This is a genomic window from Vibrio sp. STUT-A11 (assembly GCF_026000435.1).
Classification (GTDB): domain Bacteria; phylum Pseudomonadota; class Gammaproteobacteria; order Enterobacterales; family Vibrionaceae; genus Vibrio.
On record NZ_AP026763.1, the window covers coordinates 1340071 to 1356762 of the forward strand.

Sequence of the window (16692 nt, forward strand, 5' to 3'; positions counted from 1 at the left end):
TGCGTTGGTTTAAGTGATTAAGGTGGTATGCGGTGGCGTCGGTATTGCGTTGCTCACACCTTAACAGGGCGCTGGCGGATCCCCTCATAATTCACCTAAGCCACAAGTGTGTGTGAGACGTTGATATTCCAACATAGCCCAATGATATTGGGATCCTTTTATTTGGTATCTCCGATGACAACGTACCTCTTTACCCAGTCTAGGGATGGATAGTACTCGGCGATGTTTGATGGTGTTGGCTTGGAAGTCATAATGCCATTGAGCTTGCATGGCGATTAAGCCATTCCACCACATGATGATTTCTGCCATTAGCGCCATGAGCAGCAGGATATCGATACGATTCGTACAGCGAGTTCGATTGTGGCGCAGTGCCAATCCGTAAGCGGGGCTTTTTAGATCTCGAAACGACTCTTCAATCTGCATTCTTTTGGCGTATAAGCGAGTGATTTTAACGCCATTCAATACCTGATTGGGGATGTTTGTTACTAGAAGCCAAGGCTCTTTTGCACCTTTGTGGAATACTTTTCCTGCTGAATGCTTTTGGCAGGTTCGGCTGTGTCGATGGGGTTTTCTGCCTTTAGGTTGACTCTTGTATAAGTAGGCAAAGCATGTGAGCGGCGAACGCCGTGCTAATTGGCTTTCCCCTAAAAACTGCGGCGTGTCAGTTGCCTGAGGATAGAAGGTCTTGTTCCATTGCCAAGGTGCATCACCACATTTGATCGAGACTTCGCCACGTACGCGTCCCAACCAGAACCAACCTTTATTGGCGACTTGCCGAAACCATGTATTTCTAAATCCAGCATCCGAGACAATGATAGGAGTGCAGCCTTCGGGCAGGAGCGTTTGAAGCTTATCGAGAAAGTATTGATGGCTCTTTGGAGAGTTGTAGTTTTTGTATTCAAACGCCTGCTCATAAAGCGTGACGGCTCGACCTTTAACGGCGACTGAAGCGCGCAATGTCATATAACGTAGCTGCTCACGAACATCTGACCAATCAACGAGCACCACAGGAAAAGGGTTGGCACGGGTAATAAAGGACGCATGCCACCTATAAATGGCGTCTTTTTCACGGTGTAGGTTGCGATTACCGAGCAATCGGTCGATACGTTTAATCGCATGCTTTACGGTGGTATCGGTGTCGAGTGCGCGCCCAATTTTGGTCAATGTGAGATCAGAGCCGTCGAGTACAGTTTTGGTTGCAAGCATCAGAGATCTCAGTCGTTTTTTGTGAATGTCAGGGCATTGATTCTCGAGAGTTTGCTGTAGAATTTGAATGTCGCGCATCGTTAGGGTTCCCTATTAAATCCATTTAATCAGGTGTGTTTTTGGCGAAATTCATTAGATCAGAATGAGCGATGCGCGTCTACTCATTGTTTTATATAGAAATTATGAGGGGATTCGTAAGAACAGGGCGTTATGTATTTGGAGTAAAAATGGAAGAATATAGTTCTCTTTATGAACAGTCGAAATTGAGGTCAAAAGAACTATTTGGTTCTGAGTTTCAGCCAAATGTCATGGCAATCGACAAAGAACAACCTGATTATGATTCTGAGTTAATCGTAAATTCAATAATTAGAGATTTTCAGGATTTTATACCAAGCACCAGAGCATTGGTTGGGAGTTGCTTTAAAGCAGTCAGAGAAGCATCATATGTCTTAAATGACCTCAGCATTCCACACTACTTGACCATTGGGAATGTTAAATATTGTGGTAAGAATTACTATTCAACTTCTGTAAGCAGTTTATTTCAAGAGATCAAACAAGGGTACATCCCACAATCTCCAGCAAATGCTCACGCATGGCTAACGCTAAATTCAGGTCAAGTAGTTGATTTAACGATTCTATCCTCACTGAATGCACGAGAAAACAACGATACAGAGTTAGACTGGGAGAAGGCTATCTATGTTTCTAGTTCCAATTCGAAGTCAGATTTAAAATATGCGCCAATGCTTGTTGGGTTTGGTTATCATCTGAAAGTAGCTAGTGCACCATTTGATCTTAACTTTGATAATTATTTTCAGTGGCTAAATGACTTTCCACACTTTGCACAACATACATAACAAGCAATTTAAGAGGGATTCCCAACGCTTGGCATTTTTGCTTCTATTTCAATTTCAGTGTTTATGGCACAATGCTTTAAGTTTGGTGGTAGCGTTGCTCACCCCTTAATTGGGCGTTAAGCAACAAAGGGTAAATATGAATATTCCAGGTGAAAATTTAATAATTAAGATGTGGGATTCTCTTGTTGACAAGGGTATTGGTAGTATTCTTCAACCGTGGCAAGAGCGACGAGTCGGTGAAAGCCGATTAGATCTTAAGCGACAAGAAATTCTAAAAATTGCTGAAGCAGAAAGGCTAGCGGAAGATATTAGAAACGGTAATATTCAATTTGAGAGTCCTCAGTTAGAAAATTTTCTTGAGAATAGGCAGGGAAGAATTGAGCCGACTCTTGGGGTTGAATATGCCGTGAGAAACTCTTTTGGAAAAAGTGTCAGTGAAAATATTCGTAAAGAAGCAAATGTTGCGAAATCAATACTGATCGCAGAGGATTTATTGGCTGATGACGCCACCCCCGTAAATGAATCTAAGATTGAAGATGACTGGTTGTTCAATTGGCAAGAATATGCTGGTCGTGTGTCCTCCGAGGACTTGCAGCAGCTTTGGGGCAAAATTCTAGCTGGCGAGATTAAAAGTCCAGGGTCATATTCATACAGAACATTAGATTTCTTAAAAACTCTGTCAAAGGCTGACGCTGAGGTTATTGCAATAGCTGCACAATTTGTTGTCGAAGGTGTTATTTTTCGAGAGCATGATGAAATTCTTGAAAAGGCAGGAATTAACTTTGGTATCTTGATGTATTTACAAGAGCTGGGGATATTATCAGGAGTAGAGGCTGTCGGGCTACAAACCAAATGGAAAAGTTCACAACAGACCCGTTTTATTAAAGGTTTAATTTCATATAATCATTGTCTAATTTTGGAGCACGAGAACGCTCAAAAAGTCGCTAGTAAGCCAGTTTACTTAGTTACCACAATAGGTAAAGAAGTGCTAAGTCTGGCTCAATTTGGCGCCAATAAAGACTATTTGAAAGCTGCTGGTACTCTATTTGCCAAACAAGGCTTTAAGGTAAAAGTTGCAGATTGGCTTCAACAAACGAAAGATTCTGGTAGATTTTATAATGCAGAGGAAATTGTTGCTTAACAAACGCTTCAAGACGGATTCGCAACGCTTGGCATTTTTACTATGCGGTTATTTTAGTGATTAAGGTGGCATGCGGAAGCGCTGTATTGCGTTGCTCACCACTTAAGCGGGCGTTATGTGTAATCGAGAGTTCAGGGAAAGAATGAAAGTACTTATATCAGGATCAAATGGGTATATTGGTAGCCACGTGACTAAGATGTTTGTCGAAAGTGGCTTTGAAGTTTCAACTTACAGCAGGTCTAGCGGTGTCTTACCTCTTGCTCGGAAGCTTACCAATGTGCAATCAGATTTCTCTGGTTACTTTGATATCGTTATAAATTGTGCTCGCCCACATTGGTCAGAATTTTCGCCGGAGGAAATAGCTGATATAGAGTCCAAGCTGCTAACGCAGCTGGATAGCCTAGCGGCTGTCGGTGCGACAAAAATCCACACATCGGGCGTTTGGCTATTTGGCAAGGCTTCTCACAATGACCTGAAAGAATTTAGGCTTAAGCCTCTAGAGGCGGTGAAACCGGACACAGTTACAATAGGTTGTGCTATCAAAGAGAAGTGGCATGTCGTTTACTGTCCTAGTTTGGTTTATGGTGGTGAAAACTGTCAGCTAAAGCGGATTGTAGATTCCTTATCTGACCAAACTCTCCAAGTAGCGATACCATCTCAAGGTTACAACCAATATATTCATGTTAATGACATCGCTCGATTTTATTTGGCACTGGTTCAAGGTAAACGTTCGGCTACACAACACTTTATTGCTGAGACTAAGGGGTATAGCCCCGAAGCATTCTCTCAATTGCTACTCGACTTTCAAGTCATAAAGCAGGTTCACGAGTGCAGTTGGAGTGACTTTGAGAAATGCCATGGCTCTTCGGCAGTTGAAATTGAAAAGCTAAATCTTAACCTTCCAATAAGTCCCTTGTTTGAATCGACTGAGTCATTAAGGAAGTACATAGAAAATTACACATAACAAGCAATTTAAGAGTGATTCAGCACGCTTGGCATTTTTGGTTTGGGTTAAGTTTAGTGTTTACGGTGTTCAAGCTAAGTGTCGTAGTAGCGTGCTTCACACCTTAATTGGGCGTTAGTTTGCAAGGGGAAAAACGCAGCTATATCGCAAGATCTAGTGGTAAAAGCTCAAAGTCTAAATTGTTGTATCGGCGTTCAATTTCAGTGTTAATTAGTGTGGTATAAATCCAAATTTGGCATCGTTTCAACGGTTGATTCGTTCTTTGGTGCGGCGACTTGTGGATTCACTGAGTCGAACTTTTTTGCTGAAACTCTGCTCGTTGAGTTTGTTGGTACAAAAGCCGATTTACTCGCTGAAATGGCGTTTTCTCTGGTGTGGAAAGTTCACGTGGTTTCAGTGACTTTGTTGAAAGTCCGCATTGTGAGATTGGTTTTCCAAAAGCGCTTTTTGGTGTTGTAAGTTCGTTTTCTGCGGCGTTGTTTGTTCCACGTGGTTTCATTGAGTAGCCGCTTTTAGACTACGCCTGACTTTATTGCATCAAAACACATAAAGTTTATTGTTTGCAAAGTTTAAAACAACGTAAAATCAAAGCTTTGGGTTTGCAAACTAACAAACTGTTCAAGAGGGATTCGCAACGCGTAGCATTTTCACTATGCGTTGGTTTTGGTGATTAAGGTGGTTTGCTGCGGTTTCGGTATTGCGTTGCTCACCCCTTAACAGGGCGTTATGAGTAATTTAGGGATAGTGACAGACCGATGAAACGAAAAAGGCGAGTTGAGTGGTTAAAGAATCGAAAGAAAGGCTTTTCCAGGCACTTTTTAGTATATGGTTTAGGATTTTGTATTCCATTCATTTTTGGTAGTGCATTTATTCGAAACGATTTTTATCTAGATTTATCTCCAATCGTATCGTATCGAGTTTATTTAATGACGTTATTTGGAGCTGTGTTTTATGCTGGTTGCGACTGGTGTATCAAAAGTAGAGAGTACAAAAAATACAAAGAAAAACTATCGCGTAAAAATTTCTCATAACAAATTGTTCAAGAGGGATTCGCAACGCGTGGCATTTTTACAATGCGTTTATTTTAGTGATTAAGGTGGCATGCGGCGGCATCGGTATTGCGTTGGCTCACCCCTTAACAAGGCGTTAGGTTTCTAAGAGGAAAATCATGTTTACAGTGGAAGTAGAAAAGGGACTAGAACTCGCTCTTGTTGAGCCTAAATTCGCGTCAAAATATCTCGAAATTGTCTCAAATCAGCGAGACTATTTGAGTGAATGGTTAGCTTGGCCTCCTCATGCGGAAAATGAAGACTTTTTCTTGAACTTTATCAAAAAATCATTACATGACTATGCAGACGGTAAATCATTAGTTTGTGCGATGATCTATCAAGATGAAGTGGCAGGAAATATCAGTTTCAATACGATCAACCATGACTTACAAAAAGTCGAAATTGGTTATTGGTTACGTCGTGACTTACAAGGCAAAGGTATCGTAAGCAAATCACTGACAAAGCTTATCGATTATGCTTTCACTGAATTGAATATGCAGAAAGTTCAAATATCAGCAGCGGTAAATAATCAAGCAAGCCGTAGTGTTTGTGAACGACTAGGGTTCAAATTAGAGGGCGTTATTACTCGTGCTGAAAATTTAAATGGTCGTGTGGTTGATCATGCAGTGTATGGGTTAAGTCGTTAATTTTAAAGACAAAACCTAACAAAGCATTTAAGAGTGATTCCCAACGCTTGGCATTTTTCATTCTATCGTTGGGTTTTGTGTTTACGGTGGTATGTTTAAGTTTTGTGGTAGCGTTGCTCACACCTTAATGCGGCGTTATGTTTACTTGTATTTCAATGGCTTAAAATTTCTTCGATCTGTGTTCTTTGTCCCTCTGGCAGTTCGTTCGAGTTGTCTCAGCAAATCCGCATTGTCGGCCCAAATTCGTGAATTTCTCAACCCGTAAAACATGTCAATGTTCGCGGGTTGCTTCATTTGCAGGTCGTGGCGGCTGGTTACAAATTTCACTGGCTCAAAGTCGCTTTTAGGTTTTTTGCCAAGCAGCATTTCGGCTTGGCAGTTGCCTCGGCAATTTGCCATTGTTCTACGCTTTAGTTGGAAAGAGAGGGCGTTTGTTGTACGTTTATCGGGTTGCCTCATTGGGAAGGAAAGTGGATTTACTCGCTTGGTGTTTCGTGCCTCTGGCGGCCAAGTGACAACGAGCTTGTGATTTACTTCTTGAAACGCGCTCAACAAAGCAGTTCTTTGCCAATTAAATCAGACGCTTGTGGTAAAACATAACAAACAATTTAAGAGGGATTCCCAACGCTTGGCATTTTTGGTTCTACTTCCAATTTAGTGGTTACGGTACAATGCTTTAGGTTGGGTGGTTGCGTTGCTCACCCCTTAATTGGGCGTTATGTGAATAGGAGGTTCCAGTGAACAAGGTAGTCAAAGAACGCTTCGATAAATATCCGGAAAATGCTCGTATTAGGCTAGAGGAACTACGAAATCTAGTCTTTCAAATCGCATCTGATTTGGAGCTGGGTGAAGTCGATGAAACTCTAAAGTGGGGTGAACCTAGCTATAGTGTAAAAACAGGCAGCCCGTTAAGAATGGACTGGAAGCTGAAATCTCCTAACAATTATTACCTGTTCTTTAATTGCCAAACTAAGTTAGTCGATACATTTCGAGAATTGTATGGTGAAGAACTGGTGTTTCAGGGAAACAGAGCAATAGTTCTGTCCTTATCGAAAGCGTTACCAGAAACAACAATCAAGTCCTGTTTAGAGTTAGCTTTAACCTATCAACAGCGTAAAAATTTGCCTCTTTTGGGCGCGTGAAAAAATTCACATAACAAAGCGTTTAAGAGGGATTCTCAACGCTTGGCATTTTCAGTTTGATTTAGCTTTAGTGGCTACGGCACAATGGCTTAGGTTTGGTGGTGGCGTTGCTCACCCCTTAACGCGGCGTTATGTGAATTCAGCACACTACAGATTAGTTTTTGTTTTCAACCAGATTACAGAGGTAAATATGAACCTAAGCCAAATTAAAACTTTGCTCTCAAAAGGAGAGATCAAATCTAATGAAGTGAATCCAATTATAGATTCGTTAGCTGTATCTGATTTAGATAAGTTGTCTGATGGAGAACTTATCACATTGAAAGAGCTCCTAAATAGTATGCTTCTACTCATAAACGACCCTAATTCTGGTGCATACTTGAATAATCAAAAAAAAGCAGAACTGTTGTTTTCGTCTATTAAATAGTTTGAAAGATAAATTCACATAACAAACTGTTTAAGAGTGATTCGCAACGCGTGGCATTTTTGCTATGCGTTGGTTTTAGTGTTTAAGGTGGTATGCGGGAACTTCGGTATTGCGTTGCTCACACCTTAACAGGGCGTTAGTTTGCAAGAGGAAAAACGCAGCTATATCGCAAGATTTAGTGGTAAAAGCTCAAAGTCGAAATTGTCATATCGGTGTCCAATTTCAGTGTTAACTAACGTGGTGAAAACCCAAACTTGGCATCGTTTCAACGGTTGACTTGTTCTTTGGTGCGGCGACTTTTGGGTTAATTGAGTTGAACTTTTTTCTGAAACTCTGCTCGTTGAGTTTGTTGGTATAAAAGCCTATCTACTCGCTGAAGTGACGCTTTCTTTGGTGTGGCAAGTTCCACGTGGTTTCAGTGACTTTGTTGAAAGTCCGCATTGTGAGATTAGCTTTCCTAAAGCGCTTTTTGGTGTTGTGAGTTCGTTTTCTGCGGCGTTGTTTGTTCCAAGTGGTTTCATTGAGTAGCCGCTTTGAGACTACGCCTGACTTAGGTGCATCAAAACACATAAAGTTTATTGTTTGCAAAGTTTAAAATGACGTAAAATCAACGCTTTGGGTTTGCAAACTAACAAACTGTTTAAGAGTGATTCGCAACGCGTGGCATTTTCACTATGCGTTAGGTTTTGTGGTTAAGGTGGTATGCGGCGGCATCGGTATTGCGTTGCTCACACCTTAACAGGGCGCTGGCGGATCCCCTCATAATTCACCTAAGCCACAAGTGTGTGTGAGACGTTGATATTCCAACATAGCCCAATGATATTGGGATCCTTTTATTTGGTATCTCCGATGACAACGTACCTCTTTACCCAGTCTAGGGATGGATAGTACTCGGCGATGTTTGATGGTGTTGGCTTGGAAGTCATAATGCCATTGAGCTTGCATGGCGATTAAGCCATTCCACCACATGATGATTTCTGCCATTAGCGCCATGAGCAGCAGGATATCGATACGATTCGTACAGCGAGTTCGATTGTGGCGCAGTGCCAATCCGTAAGCGGGGCTTTTTAGATCTCGAAACGACTCTTCAATCTGCATTCTTTTGGCGTATAAGCGAGTGATTTTAACGCCATTCAATACCTGATTGGGGATGTTTGTTACTAGAAGCCAAGGCTCTTTTGCACCTTTGTGGAATACTTTTCCTGCTGAATGCTTTTGGCAGGTTCGGCTGTGTCGATGGGGTTTTCTGCCTTTAGGTTGACTCTTGTATAAGTAGGCAAAGCATGTGAGCGGCGAACGCCGTGCTAATTGGCTTTCCCCTAAAAACTGCGGCGTGTCAGTTGCCTGAGGATAGAAGGTCTTGTTCCATTGCCAAGGTGCATCACCACATTTGATCGAGACTTCGCCACGTACGCGTCCCAACCAGAACCAACCTTTATTGGCGACTTGCCGAAACCATGTATTTCTAAATCCAGCATCCGAGACAATGATAGGAGTGCAGCCTTCGGGCAGGAGCGTTTGAAGCTTATCGAGAAAGTATTGATGGCTCTTTGGAGAGTTGTAGTTTTTGTATTCAAACGCCTGCTCATAAAGCGTGACGGCTCGACCTTTAACGGCGACTGAAGCGCGCAATGTCATATAACGTAGCTGCTCACGAACATCTGACCAATCAACGAGCACCACAGGAAAAGGGTTGGCACGGGTAATAAAGGACGCATGCCACCTATAAATGGCGTCTTTTTCACGGTGTAGGTTGCGATTACCGAGCAATCGGTCGATACGTTTAATCGCATGCTTTACGGTGGTATCGGTGTCGAGTGCGCGCCCAATTTTGGTCAATGTGAGATCAGAGCCGTCGAGTACAGTTTTGGTTGCAAGCATCAGAGATCTCAGTCGTTTTTTGTGAATGTCAGGGCATTGATTCTCGAGAGTTTGCTGTAGAATTTGAATGTCGCGCATCGTTAGGGTTCCCTATTAAATCCATTTAATCAGGTGTGTTTTTGGCGAAATTCATTAGATCAGAATGAGCGATGCGCGTCTACTCATTGTTTTATATAGAAATTATGAGGGGATTCGTAAGAATGCGGCGTTAGTTTGCAAGAGGAAAAACGCAGCTATATCGCAAGATCTAGTGGTAAAAGCTCAAAGTCGAAATTTTCGTATCGGCGTTCAATTTCAGTGTTAACTAGCGTGGTGAAAATCCAAAATTGGCATCGTTTCAACGGTTGATTTGTTCTTTGGTGCGGCGACTTTTGGGTTAACTGAGTTGAACTTTTTTGCTGAAACTCTGCTCGTTGAGTTTGTTGGTACAAAAGCCGATTTACTCGCTGAAATGACGTTTTCTCTGGTGTGGTGGGTTCCACGTGGTTTCAGTGACTTTGTTGAAAGTCCGCATTGTGAGATTGGTTTTCCAAAAGCGCTTTTTGGTGTTGTGAGTTCGTTTTCTGCGGCGTTGTTTGTTCCACGTGGTTTCATTGAGTAGCCGCTTTGAGACCACGCCTGACGTAAGTGCATCAAAGCACATAAAGTTTATTGTTTGCAAAGTTTAAAATAACGTAAAATCAACGCTTTGGGTCTGCAAACTAACAAACTGCTCAAGAGGGATTCGCAACGCGTGGCATTTTCACTATGCGTTGAATTTAGTGATTAAGGCGGTATGCGGCGGCTACAGTATTGCGTTGCTCACCCCTTAGCAGGGCGTTATGCGACAAGCGTACAAGGAAGTATGATGATTACATTTGAGAAACTGACTAAAGCTCATGAAACATCGATTCTAGATATTCAACTATCTGAAAATCATGTGAAATTTGCTTCCACTCCGCAAGCATTTTTGTCTGACTCAACTCCACATATTGATAAGGTGGTTGTTAGATACAAAGGTGACGTAATCGGCTTTTTTAAACTTGACCTAAATTATTCAGAATACTTCGACTTTTGTTCAAGTAATGCTCTTGGCTTTAGAACTCTTGCTTTAGATACTCGCATGCAAGGGAAAGGTTTGGGGACTGAGTGTATGAAACGATTAGCAACATATGTAGCATCAAACTACGCTATGCGTGATTACATCTATTTGACGGTAAATTGTAAAAATACTGGTGCTAAGGTTTGTTACGAAAAGGCAGGGTTTGAAGATACAGGCAAACTCTATCTCAATGGTCCAGCAGGTCCACAACACATAATGCGTAGAAAAGTCGCATAACAAAGCGTTTAAGGCAGATTCCCAACGCATGGCATTTTTCATTCTAACGTTGGGTTTTGTGTTTAAGGTGGTATGGTTAAGTTCGGTGGCGGCGTTGCTCACTACTTAACGCGGCGTTATGTTTACTTGTATTTCAGTGGCTTAAAGCTTCTTCGATCTATGTTCTTTGCCCCTTTGGCAGTTCGTCCGAGTTGCCTCAGCAAATCCGCATTGTCGGCCCAAATTGGTGAATTTCTCAACCCGTAAAATATACAATGCTCGCGGGTTGCTTCATTATCAGGTCGTGGCGGTTGGCTTCAAGTTCCACTGGCTCTAAGTCGCTTCGAGCGCATTTGCCCAGTAGCATGTCGGCTTGGTAGTTGCCTCGGCAATTTGCCATTGTTCTGCGCTTTGGTTGGAAAGAAAGGGCGTTTGTTGAACGTTTATCGGGTTGCCTCATTGGGCAGGGAACTGGATTTACTCGCTTGGTGTTTCGTGCCTCTGGCGGCCAAGGGGTTTGAGCGTGTGATTTACTTCTTGAAATGGGCTCAACAAAGCAGTTCTTTGCCAATTAAATCAGCCGTTTGTGGTAAAACATAACAAACAATTTAAGAGGGATTCCCAACGCTTGGCATTTTTGCTTCTACTTCAAATTTAGTGGTTACGGTACAATGCTTTAGGTTGGGTGGTAGCGTTGCTCACCCCTTAATTGGGCGTTAGCCGTCATGGAGCTTGCTATACTCAAAGTGATAGAATAGTATCACTTTAGTATTCCTTTGGAGCAGCTCTCATGAAAGTAGAACTAGTTACATCACTCAAACGTCAAGCAACTAAGATCCTCGCCGATCTCCACGACACCAAAGAACCAGTGTTAATTACTGAGCATGGTAAGCCATCCGCGTATTTAGTTGATGTTGATGACTACGAGTTTATGCAAAATCGTTTAGCTATTCTTGAGGGTATTGCACGAGGTGAGCGTGCACTAGCTGATGGTAAAGTGGCAAGTCATGATGAAGCCAAGGACAAAATGTCAAAATGGCTGAAGTAATCTGGACTGAGCCAGCGTTATCTGACCTCAACGATATCGCTGAATACATAGCACTGGAAAATATCGTAGCTGCAAAGCAGTTAGTGCAAACGATCTTCTCCAAAGTCGAACGCCTACAAACTTTCCCAGAGTCAGGTCGTATTCCACCTGAACTAGAACATTTAAGTTATCGTGAAGTTGTCGTTAATCCATGTCGTGTTTTCTATAAACAAGACGGTGACAAAGTGTTTATTCTGTTTGTTATGCGTGCGGAGAGAGATTTGCGTAAGTTCTTGTTGAGTAAGCAATAACCTTTGGGAATGAGCGGCTAACAAACTGTTCAAGAGGGATTCACAACGCGTGGCATTTTTACTATGCGTTGAATTTAGTGGTTAAGGTGGTATGCGGCGGCTTTGGTATTGCGTTGCTCACCCCTTAACAAGGCGTTAGTACTGGATTGGCATCAACGGTAAAATTTTCGGTGTTTATTGGTTTTTTCCTAGCTTTACACCTGGTCAAATGTGCCTTTCACGTTCTTTCCGGTGGCACTATATGAGTTGTGTTCGCGTTGATTTCACCGTTTACGGTTTCTAACTTTCGGGCTATTTCTTTGGTGTGGTTTCTTTGATGTTGGGAAATTTTCATCAAAAACTGAGTTTTTCTGGCGCTGTCGTTTAGTTCTGAAGCTCGTATCCTTTGTTAATTTGAAAACGGCGAAAATAGGGAAGTTAAGCAAGTTTTTCTTCTCGCCAACTTGCGTTTTGAGATTGAGTTCTAGTTTGGCTGTTGTCCCTTTAGCTTCTGCGTTTTAAGCCAAAAGTTTCGTGCTATATTTCAATATCTTGGCGTATGCCAAAGGTTAACGGACAGCGTACTAACAAACTGTTCAAGAGGGATTCACAACGCGTGGCATTTTTACTGTGCGTTGGTTTTAGTGATTAAGGTGTTATGCGGCGGCATCGGTATTGCGTTGCTCACCCCTTAACAGGGCGCTGGCGGATCCCCTCATAATTCACCTAAGCCACAAGTGTGTGTGAGACGTTGATATTCCAACATAGCCCAATGATATTGGGATCCTTTTATTTGGTATCTCCGATGACAACGTACCTCTTTACCCAGTCTAGGGATGGATAGTACTCGGCGATGTTTGATGGTGTTGGCTTGGAAGTCATAATGCCATTGAGCTTGCATGGCGATTAAGCCATTCCACCACATGATGATTTCTGCCATTAGCGCCATGAGCAGCAGGATATCGATACGATTCGTACAGCGAGTTCGATTGTGGCGCAGTGCCAATCCGTAAGCGGGGCTTTTTAGATCTCGAAACGACTCTTCAATCTGCATTCTTTTGGCGTATAAGCGAGTGATTTTAACGCCATTCAATACCTGATTGGGGATGTTTGTTACTAGAAGCCAAGGCTCTTTTGCACCTTTGTGGAATACTTTTCCTGCTGAATGCTTTTGGCAGGTTCGGCTGTGTCGATGGGGTTTTCTGCCTTTAGGTTGACTCTTGTATAAGTAGGCAAAGCATGTGAGCGGCGAACGCCGTGCTAATTGGCTTTCCCCTAAAAACTGCGGCGTGTCAGTTGCCTGAGGATAGAAGGTCTTGTTCCATTGCCAAGGTGCATCACCACATTTGATCGAGACTTCGCCACGTACGCGTCCCAACCAGAACCAACCTTTATTGGCGACTTGCCGAAACCATGTATTTCTAAATCCAGCATCCGAGACAATGATAGGAGTGCAGCCTTCGGGCAGGAGCGTTTGAAGCTTATCGAGAAAGTATTGATGGCTCTTTGGAGAGTTGTAGTTTTTGTATTCAAACGCCTGCTCATAAAGCGTGACGGCTCGACCTTTAACGGCGACTGAAGCGCGCAATGTCATATAACGTAGCTGCTCACGAACATCTGACCAATCAACGAGCACCACAGGAAAAGGGTTGGCACGGGTAATAAAGGACGCATGCCACCTATAAATGGCGTCTTTTTCACGGTGTAGGTTGCGATTACCGAGCAATCGGTCGATACGTTTAATCGCATGCTTTACGGTGGTATCGGTGTCGAGTGCGCGCCCAATTTTGGTCAATGTGAGATCAGAGCCGTCGAGTACAGTTTTGGTTGCAAGCATCAGAGATCTCAGTCGTTTTTTGTGAATGTCAGGGCATTGATTCTCGAGAGTTTGCTGTAGAATTTGAATGTCGCGCATCGTTAGGGTTCCCTATTAAATCCATTTAATCAGGTGTGTTTTTGGCGAAATTCATTAGATCAGAATGAGCGATGCGCGTCTACTCATTGTTTTATATAGAAATTATGAGGGGATTCGTAAGAACAGGGCGTTATGTGCCAGAAGGAGTACAAATGAAATTTGAGTTTTTCTCTGATACGGAGAACTTTGCATTCAGGATTGACGAGCCAACACAGTGCTCAGTTTGTTTTAAAGTAGGCATATGGTTTGACGCTGGAATGTACCCAGGGCAAACTGACATCGAGTGTATTTGTGATTCTTGTTTGTCTTCTGGCGCTTTGATAGAACTAGAAATTGAACCTAACGATTGCGCTGAGACTGATACAGAAGATTCAAAGACGATCACCTATAAAACTCCCTCCTTACCATGTTGGCAAGATCATGAGTGGCCATTTATTGGTGGCCAGTATCCAGTTTTTGAGCGAATAGCTTCAAAAGAGGACTTCACAGATAAACAAGAATTTATCGAAGTTTATATTCCGGAAGATACCGATGTAGACTTTGATTGGTTATGGGCAACGTTACCGAATAAAAGGCTTAAGAATTACACAGAGGCTGGTAATGTATCAGTATATTTGTTTAGTCTTGGTAAACGGAAATATTGGTTTTTCGATTGCAACTAGCACATAACAAAGCGTTTAAGACGGATTCCCAACGCTTGGCATTTTCGGTTTGATTCAGCTTTAGTGTTTACGGCACAATGGTTTAGGTGTGGTGGTCTGCGTTGCTCACCACTTAACGCGGCGTTATGTGCTACAACGTGGAGAGGTACATCAAGTGAAGGTATTTGAACGACCAATAGTCTATTTTATCCAAGGCGAGCTTACTAAAAGGATAAAAATAGGTTCAACTCAGTGGTTGATCGACGAACGTATGAGACATTTGCAGACTGGCTCTCCGGATGAGTTAGTGTTCATCGGAGCGTATTTTGGTACAGATTTTACCGAAACTGAATTGCATACACTGTTTGCCAGTACAAGAGTGCATGGAGAGTGGTTCGAACCTTCGCATGAAATTGAGCATTTTGTTTCTGAACATTGTGTTACCGATCTAGGCTCGCATTTTTATACTTTTCAGCAGATCCAAGATGGTACTTTATCTCTAGAGCAAGCTATACGTTTAGGGCCAAAGCAGTTGGCAAAAAGGTATGAGAAACATTTGGCTAATATTGCGGCGAGTATTAGTTTTTAAAATACAAAGTACGCACATAACAAGCAATTTAAGAGGGATTCACAACGCTTGGCACTTTTGCTTCTACTTCAGTTTTAGTGTTTATGGCACAATGCTTTAGGTTTGGGTGGAGGCGTTGTTCACCCCTTAATTGGGCGTTATGAAAAAGGAATTTTCAATGACATTTTCTGAGTTATTTAGCTGTAGGGAATCTGTAGAATCTAGAGTTAATCAATATTGGACTTTTTGGTCTGTGGCGGTTTTCGCAGTTTGTGGTTGGCTTTTTTCTGGAGAACAGCCCAAGTTTTCACCAGAGGAGGCTTGGTTAATTGTTCTCGGCCTTGCTGTATTTTTTGCCGCCAACCTGTCGGTAATATACAGCGCAACAAAAGTGTCCATATTGTTACATGATGAAATGTGCCGACAGGCTACTAGTGAAGACTTGTCCGACAGTTTCAAATCTCGCTTTCGTGATGGAAAGGTTAAGTTCAGATTAGAGTTCACTGTGGTAATGCATGTAATAGTGGATGTGGCCTTGTTCGCAATAATCTTGATTCAGGGAGTTAAATAGAATCTTTCATAACAAATTGTTCAAGAGTGATTCGGCACGCGTGGCACTTTTACTATGCGTTGGCATCAGTGGTTAAGGTGGTATGCAGAAGCATCGGTATTGCGTGCCTCACACCTTAACAAGGCGTTATACAGCAAACGTCACGCTGTTCATCTTGATGCATTTGGTTGCTTGTTGTAACATCTTGTTTTTATTAAATTAGTTGGTTATATAAATGACAAAGTTTACAGAATATAAAGTGGTTCATATTGTAGAGGGTGGCTGTGGCACAATCCTGCTAGGCGCAAGCGGTTTGCCTGTGCAAAAAATGGAAGCAGAGCTGAACAAATATGCACAAGATGGTTGGCAAGTTGTATTTCAAGTCGTTGAACAAAAACGCTTTATGCTGTTTTGGAATCGCGAGGCTGTGATTATTACCCTTGGCCGCTAAGTTTGCTTAAGTATATCTCTTTGAAATTGATCCATCGCTATCAAGCTAGCGGTGGTTCAAAGCAATTGTTGAATATTGAATGTAATTTTGAGCCTACTTGCTCTGAGTACACCAAGCAATGTATTGCAAAGTATGGGGTTGTAAAAGGTTGGAAACTTGGTTTGGCAAGAATTAAGCGGTGTAACCAACCTGACCTCATTGAAAAAATATATGATGAGGTGCCGTAATGCGCTTATTTGAACCGATTGAACAGTTAGAACAAAACGAAGAACTGCTGAGAAAGCAGGTAAATTCATTACCTGAAAGCCAAAAAAAAGAATTCTATGAACGTCAGTCTAAAAAGCTCAAGGACCCGGACACCTATGCAACGTTGAACTGGTTCTTCCTTGGTGGTTTTCACCACTGTTACCTAGGTAAATATGCGTTATTTGCATTGGAACTGACAATGTTAATAGTAAGTATCATTGGCCTTGTTCTAGGTCACCCTAGCGCATTTCTTATCCTCGCATTACTAGTAATCTATGAATTGCCACAACTGTTTTTTTCGCAGAAGATTGTAAGACAGTACAACTATAAGCTGTCTTGTGAAATCTTCAATGACGTACGAAGATACTAGGTGGAAATTGCTGTATAACAAAGCGTTTA

The 16692-nt window shown here is 42.2% G+C and carries 20 protein-coding genes; 17 read left to right on the forward strand and 3 right to left on the reverse strand.

All coding sequences use genetic code 11. From position 1 onward, the window contains the following. Window positions 1–84: 84 nt before the first annotated feature. Window positions 85–1284: an IS4 family transposase gene (locus OO774_RS06350; protein WP_263837029.1), complete on the reverse strand. Its 1200-nt coding sequence runs from the start codon at window positions 1282–1284 to the stop codon at window positions 85–87. 149 nt (window positions 1285–1433) lie between these two features. On the opposite strand from OO774_RS06350, the gene OO774_RS06355 reads away from it, so the two are divergent. The 7 genes from OO774_RS06355 (at window position 1434) to OO774_RS06395 (ending at window position 7427) form a co-directional block, all read left to right on the forward strand. Beyond that, the gene (locus tag OO774_RS06355) at window positions 1434–2060 is read left to right on the forward strand and encodes a hypothetical protein (RefSeq protein WP_264905627.1); all 627 of its coding nucleotides are present in this window, start codon (window positions 1434–1436) and stop codon (window positions 2058–2060) included. Between the two features lie 136 nt (window positions 2061–2196). Then, entirely contained in the window at window positions 2197–3201 is a 1005-nt protein-coding gene (locus tag OO774_RS06360; protein WP_039033178.1) for a DUF2806 domain-containing protein, read from the forward strand. 142 nt (window positions 3202–3343) lie between these two features. Further along, window positions 3344–4165, forward strand: coding sequence for an NAD-dependent epimerase/dehydratase family protein (locus OO774_RS06365; RefSeq protein WP_264905628.1), 822 nt, complete (start codon window positions 3344–3346; stop codon window positions 4163–4165). Window positions 4166–4378: 213 nt separating this feature from the next. Further along, on the forward strand, window positions 4379–4624 hold the full coding sequence (locus OO774_RS06375; protein ID WP_264905630.1) for a hypothetical protein: 246 nt from the start codon (window positions 4379–4381) through the stop codon (window positions 4622–4624). Window positions 4625–5333: 709 nt separating this feature from the next. Further along, on the forward strand, window positions 5334–5861 hold the full coding sequence (locus OO774_RS06385) for a GNAT family protein (RefSeq protein WP_264905632.1): 528 nt from the start codon (window positions 5334–5336) through the stop codon (window positions 5859–5861). A 737-nt stretch (window positions 5862–6598) separates the two neighbouring features. Further along, on the forward strand, window positions 6599–7003 hold the full coding sequence (locus OO774_RS06390) for a DUF1801 domain-containing protein (RefSeq protein ID WP_264905634.1): 405 nt from the start codon (window positions 6599–6601) through the stop codon (window positions 7001–7003). Window positions 7004–7073: 70 nt separating this feature from the next. Next, complete coding sequence (locus tag OO774_RS06395) at window positions 7074–7427, forward strand: hypothetical protein (RefSeq protein WP_264905636.1); 354 nt, start codon at window positions 7074–7076, stop codon at window positions 7425–7427. Between the two features lie 759 nt (window positions 7428–8186). Here the strand turns inward: OO774_RS06395 and OO774_RS06410 are convergent. Beyond that, window positions 8187–9386: an IS4 family transposase gene (locus OO774_RS06410; protein ID WP_263837029.1), complete on the reverse strand. Its 1200-nt coding sequence runs from the start codon at window positions 9384–9386 to the stop codon at window positions 8187–8189. Window positions 9387–9693: 307 nt separating this feature from the next. Here OO774_RS06410 and OO774_RS06415 point away from each other — a divergent pair, with 307 nt between their 5' ends. The 4 genes from OO774_RS06415 to OO774_RS06435 all read left to right on the forward strand — a co-directional run bounded on the left by OO774_RS06415 (window position 9694) and on the right by OO774_RS06435 (window position 11943). Continuing rightward, complete coding sequence (locus tag OO774_RS06415; RefSeq protein WP_228841545.1) at window positions 9694–9909, forward strand: hypothetical protein; 216 nt, start codon at window positions 9694–9696, stop codon at window positions 9907–9909. A 243-nt stretch (window positions 9910–10152) separates the two neighbouring features. Continuing rightward, window positions 10153–10626: a GNAT family N-acetyltransferase gene (locus OO774_RS06425; protein ID WP_264905642.1), complete on the forward strand. Its 474-nt coding sequence runs from the start codon at window positions 10153–10155 to the stop codon at window positions 10624–10626. Window positions 10627–11395: 769 nt separating this feature from the next. Further along, window positions 11396–11653: a type II toxin-antitoxin system Phd/YefM family antitoxin gene (locus tag OO774_RS06430; protein ID WP_005398415.1), complete on the forward strand. Its 258-nt coding sequence runs from the start codon at window positions 11396–11398 to the stop codon at window positions 11651–11653. Then, window positions 11641–11943 carry a type II toxin-antitoxin system RelE/ParE family toxin gene (locus tag OO774_RS06435; protein WP_025796191.1) on the forward strand — a complete coding sequence of 101 codons (303 nt, stop codon included), beginning with the start codon at window positions 11641–11643 and terminating at the stop codon, window positions 11941–11943. Before OO774_RS06430 ends, OO774_RS06435 begins: the two co-directional genes overlap by 13 nt. Window positions 11944–12637: 694 nt before the next feature. Here the strand turns inward: OO774_RS06435 and OO774_RS06450 are convergent. Then, the gene (locus OO774_RS06450; RefSeq protein ID WP_263837029.1) at window positions 12638–13837 is read right to left on the reverse strand and encodes an IS4 family transposase; all 1200 of its coding nucleotides are present in this window, start codon (window positions 13835–13837) and stop codon (window positions 12638–12640) included. Between the two features lie 152 nt (window positions 13838–13989). On the opposite strand from OO774_RS06450, the gene OO774_RS06455 reads away from it, so the two are divergent. The 6 genes from OO774_RS06455 to OO774_RS06485 all read left to right on the forward strand — a co-directional run bounded on the left by OO774_RS06455 (window position 13990) and on the right by OO774_RS06485 (window position 16663). Beyond that, window positions 13990–14499, forward strand: a complete 510-nt coding sequence (locus OO774_RS06455) for a CbrC family protein (protein ID WP_264905646.1) — start codon at window positions 13990–13992, stop codon at window positions 14497–14499. 154 nt (window positions 14500–14653) lie between these two features. Next, window positions 14654–15067, forward strand: coding sequence for a GIY-YIG nuclease family protein (locus OO774_RS06460; RefSeq protein ID WP_264905647.1), 414 nt, complete (start codon window positions 14654–14656; stop codon window positions 15065–15067). A gap of 157 nt (window positions 15068–15224) precedes the next feature. Further along, a complete protein-coding gene (locus tag OO774_RS06465) occupies window positions 15225–15617 on the forward strand; it encodes a hypothetical protein (protein ID WP_264905649.1) in 393 nt (130 codons plus the stop codon). Between the two features lie 214 nt (window positions 15618–15831). After that, a complete protein-coding gene (locus OO774_RS06475) occupies window positions 15832–16047 on the forward strand; it encodes a DUF4177 domain-containing protein (protein WP_264905652.1) in 216 nt (71 codons plus the stop codon). Between the two features lie 20 nt (window positions 16048–16067). Next, a complete protein-coding gene (gene yidD, locus OO774_RS06480) occupies window positions 16068–16274 on the forward strand; it encodes a membrane protein insertion efficiency factor YidD (RefSeq protein ID WP_264905653.1) in 207 nt (68 codons plus the stop codon). Beyond that, window positions 16274–16663: a hypothetical protein gene (locus OO774_RS06485; protein ID WP_264905654.1), complete on the forward strand. Its 390-nt coding sequence runs from the start codon at window positions 16274–16276 to the stop codon at window positions 16661–16663. The genes yidD and OO774_RS06485 overlap by 1 nt, the downstream gene beginning before the upstream one ends. The last annotated feature ends 29 nt before the right edge of the window (window positions 16664–16692 follow it).

What these genes read in the sequence shown, in the direction of transcription:
- OO774_RS06455 (WP_264905646.1), top strand. Translation starts at nt 13,990, where the DNA reads ATGAAATTTGAGTTTTTCTCTGATACGGAGAACTTTGCATTCAGGATT.
- OO774_RS06435 (WP_025796191.1), top strand. Translation starts at nt 11,641, where the DNA reads ATGGCTGAAGTAATCTGGACTGAGCCAGCGTTATCTGACCTCAACGAT.
- OO774_RS06410 (WP_263837029.1), bottom strand. Translation starts at nt 9,386, where the DNA reads ATGCGCGACATTCAAATTCTACAGCAAACTCTCGAGAATCAATGCCCT.
- OO774_RS06465 (WP_264905649.1), top strand. Translation starts at nt 15,225, where the DNA reads ATGACATTTTCTGAGTTATTTAGCTGTAGGGAATCTGTAGAATCTAGA.
- OO774_RS06350 (WP_263837029.1), bottom strand. Translation starts at nt 1,284, where the DNA reads ATGCGCGACATTCAAATTCTACAGCAAACTCTCGAGAATCAATGCCCT.
- OO774_RS06425 (WP_264905642.1), top strand. Translation starts at nt 10,153, where the DNA reads ATGATGATTACATTTGAGAAACTGACTAAAGCTCATGAAACATCGATT.
- OO774_RS06360 (WP_039033178.1), top strand. Translation starts at nt 2,197, where the DNA reads ATGAATATTCCAGGTGAAAATTTAATAATTAAGATGTGGGATTCTCTT.
- OO774_RS06355 (WP_264905627.1), top strand. Translation starts at nt 1,434, where the DNA reads ATGGAAGAATATAGTTCTCTTTATGAACAGTCGAAATTGAGGTCAAAA.
- OO774_RS06385 (WP_264905632.1), top strand. Translation starts at nt 5,334, where the DNA reads ATGTTTACAGTGGAAGTAGAAAAGGGACTAGAACTCGCTCTTGTTGAG.
- OO774_RS06365 (WP_264905628.1), top strand. Translation starts at nt 3,344, where the DNA reads ATGAAAGTACTTATATCAGGATCAAATGGGTATATTGGTAGCCACGTG.
- OO774_RS06430 (WP_005398415.1), top strand. Translation starts at nt 11,396, where the DNA reads ATGAAAGTAGAACTAGTTACATCACTCAAACGTCAAGCAACTAAGATC.
- OO774_RS06475 (WP_264905652.1), top strand. Translation starts at nt 15,832, where the DNA reads ATGACAAAGTTTACAGAATATAAAGTGGTTCATATTGTAGAGGGTGGC.
- OO774_RS06485 (WP_264905654.1), top strand. Translation starts at nt 16,274, where the DNA reads ATGCGCTTATTTGAACCGATTGAACAGTTAGAACAAAACGAAGAACTG.
- OO774_RS06450 (WP_263837029.1), bottom strand. Translation starts at nt 13,837, where the DNA reads ATGCGCGACATTCAAATTCTACAGCAAACTCTCGAGAATCAATGCCCT.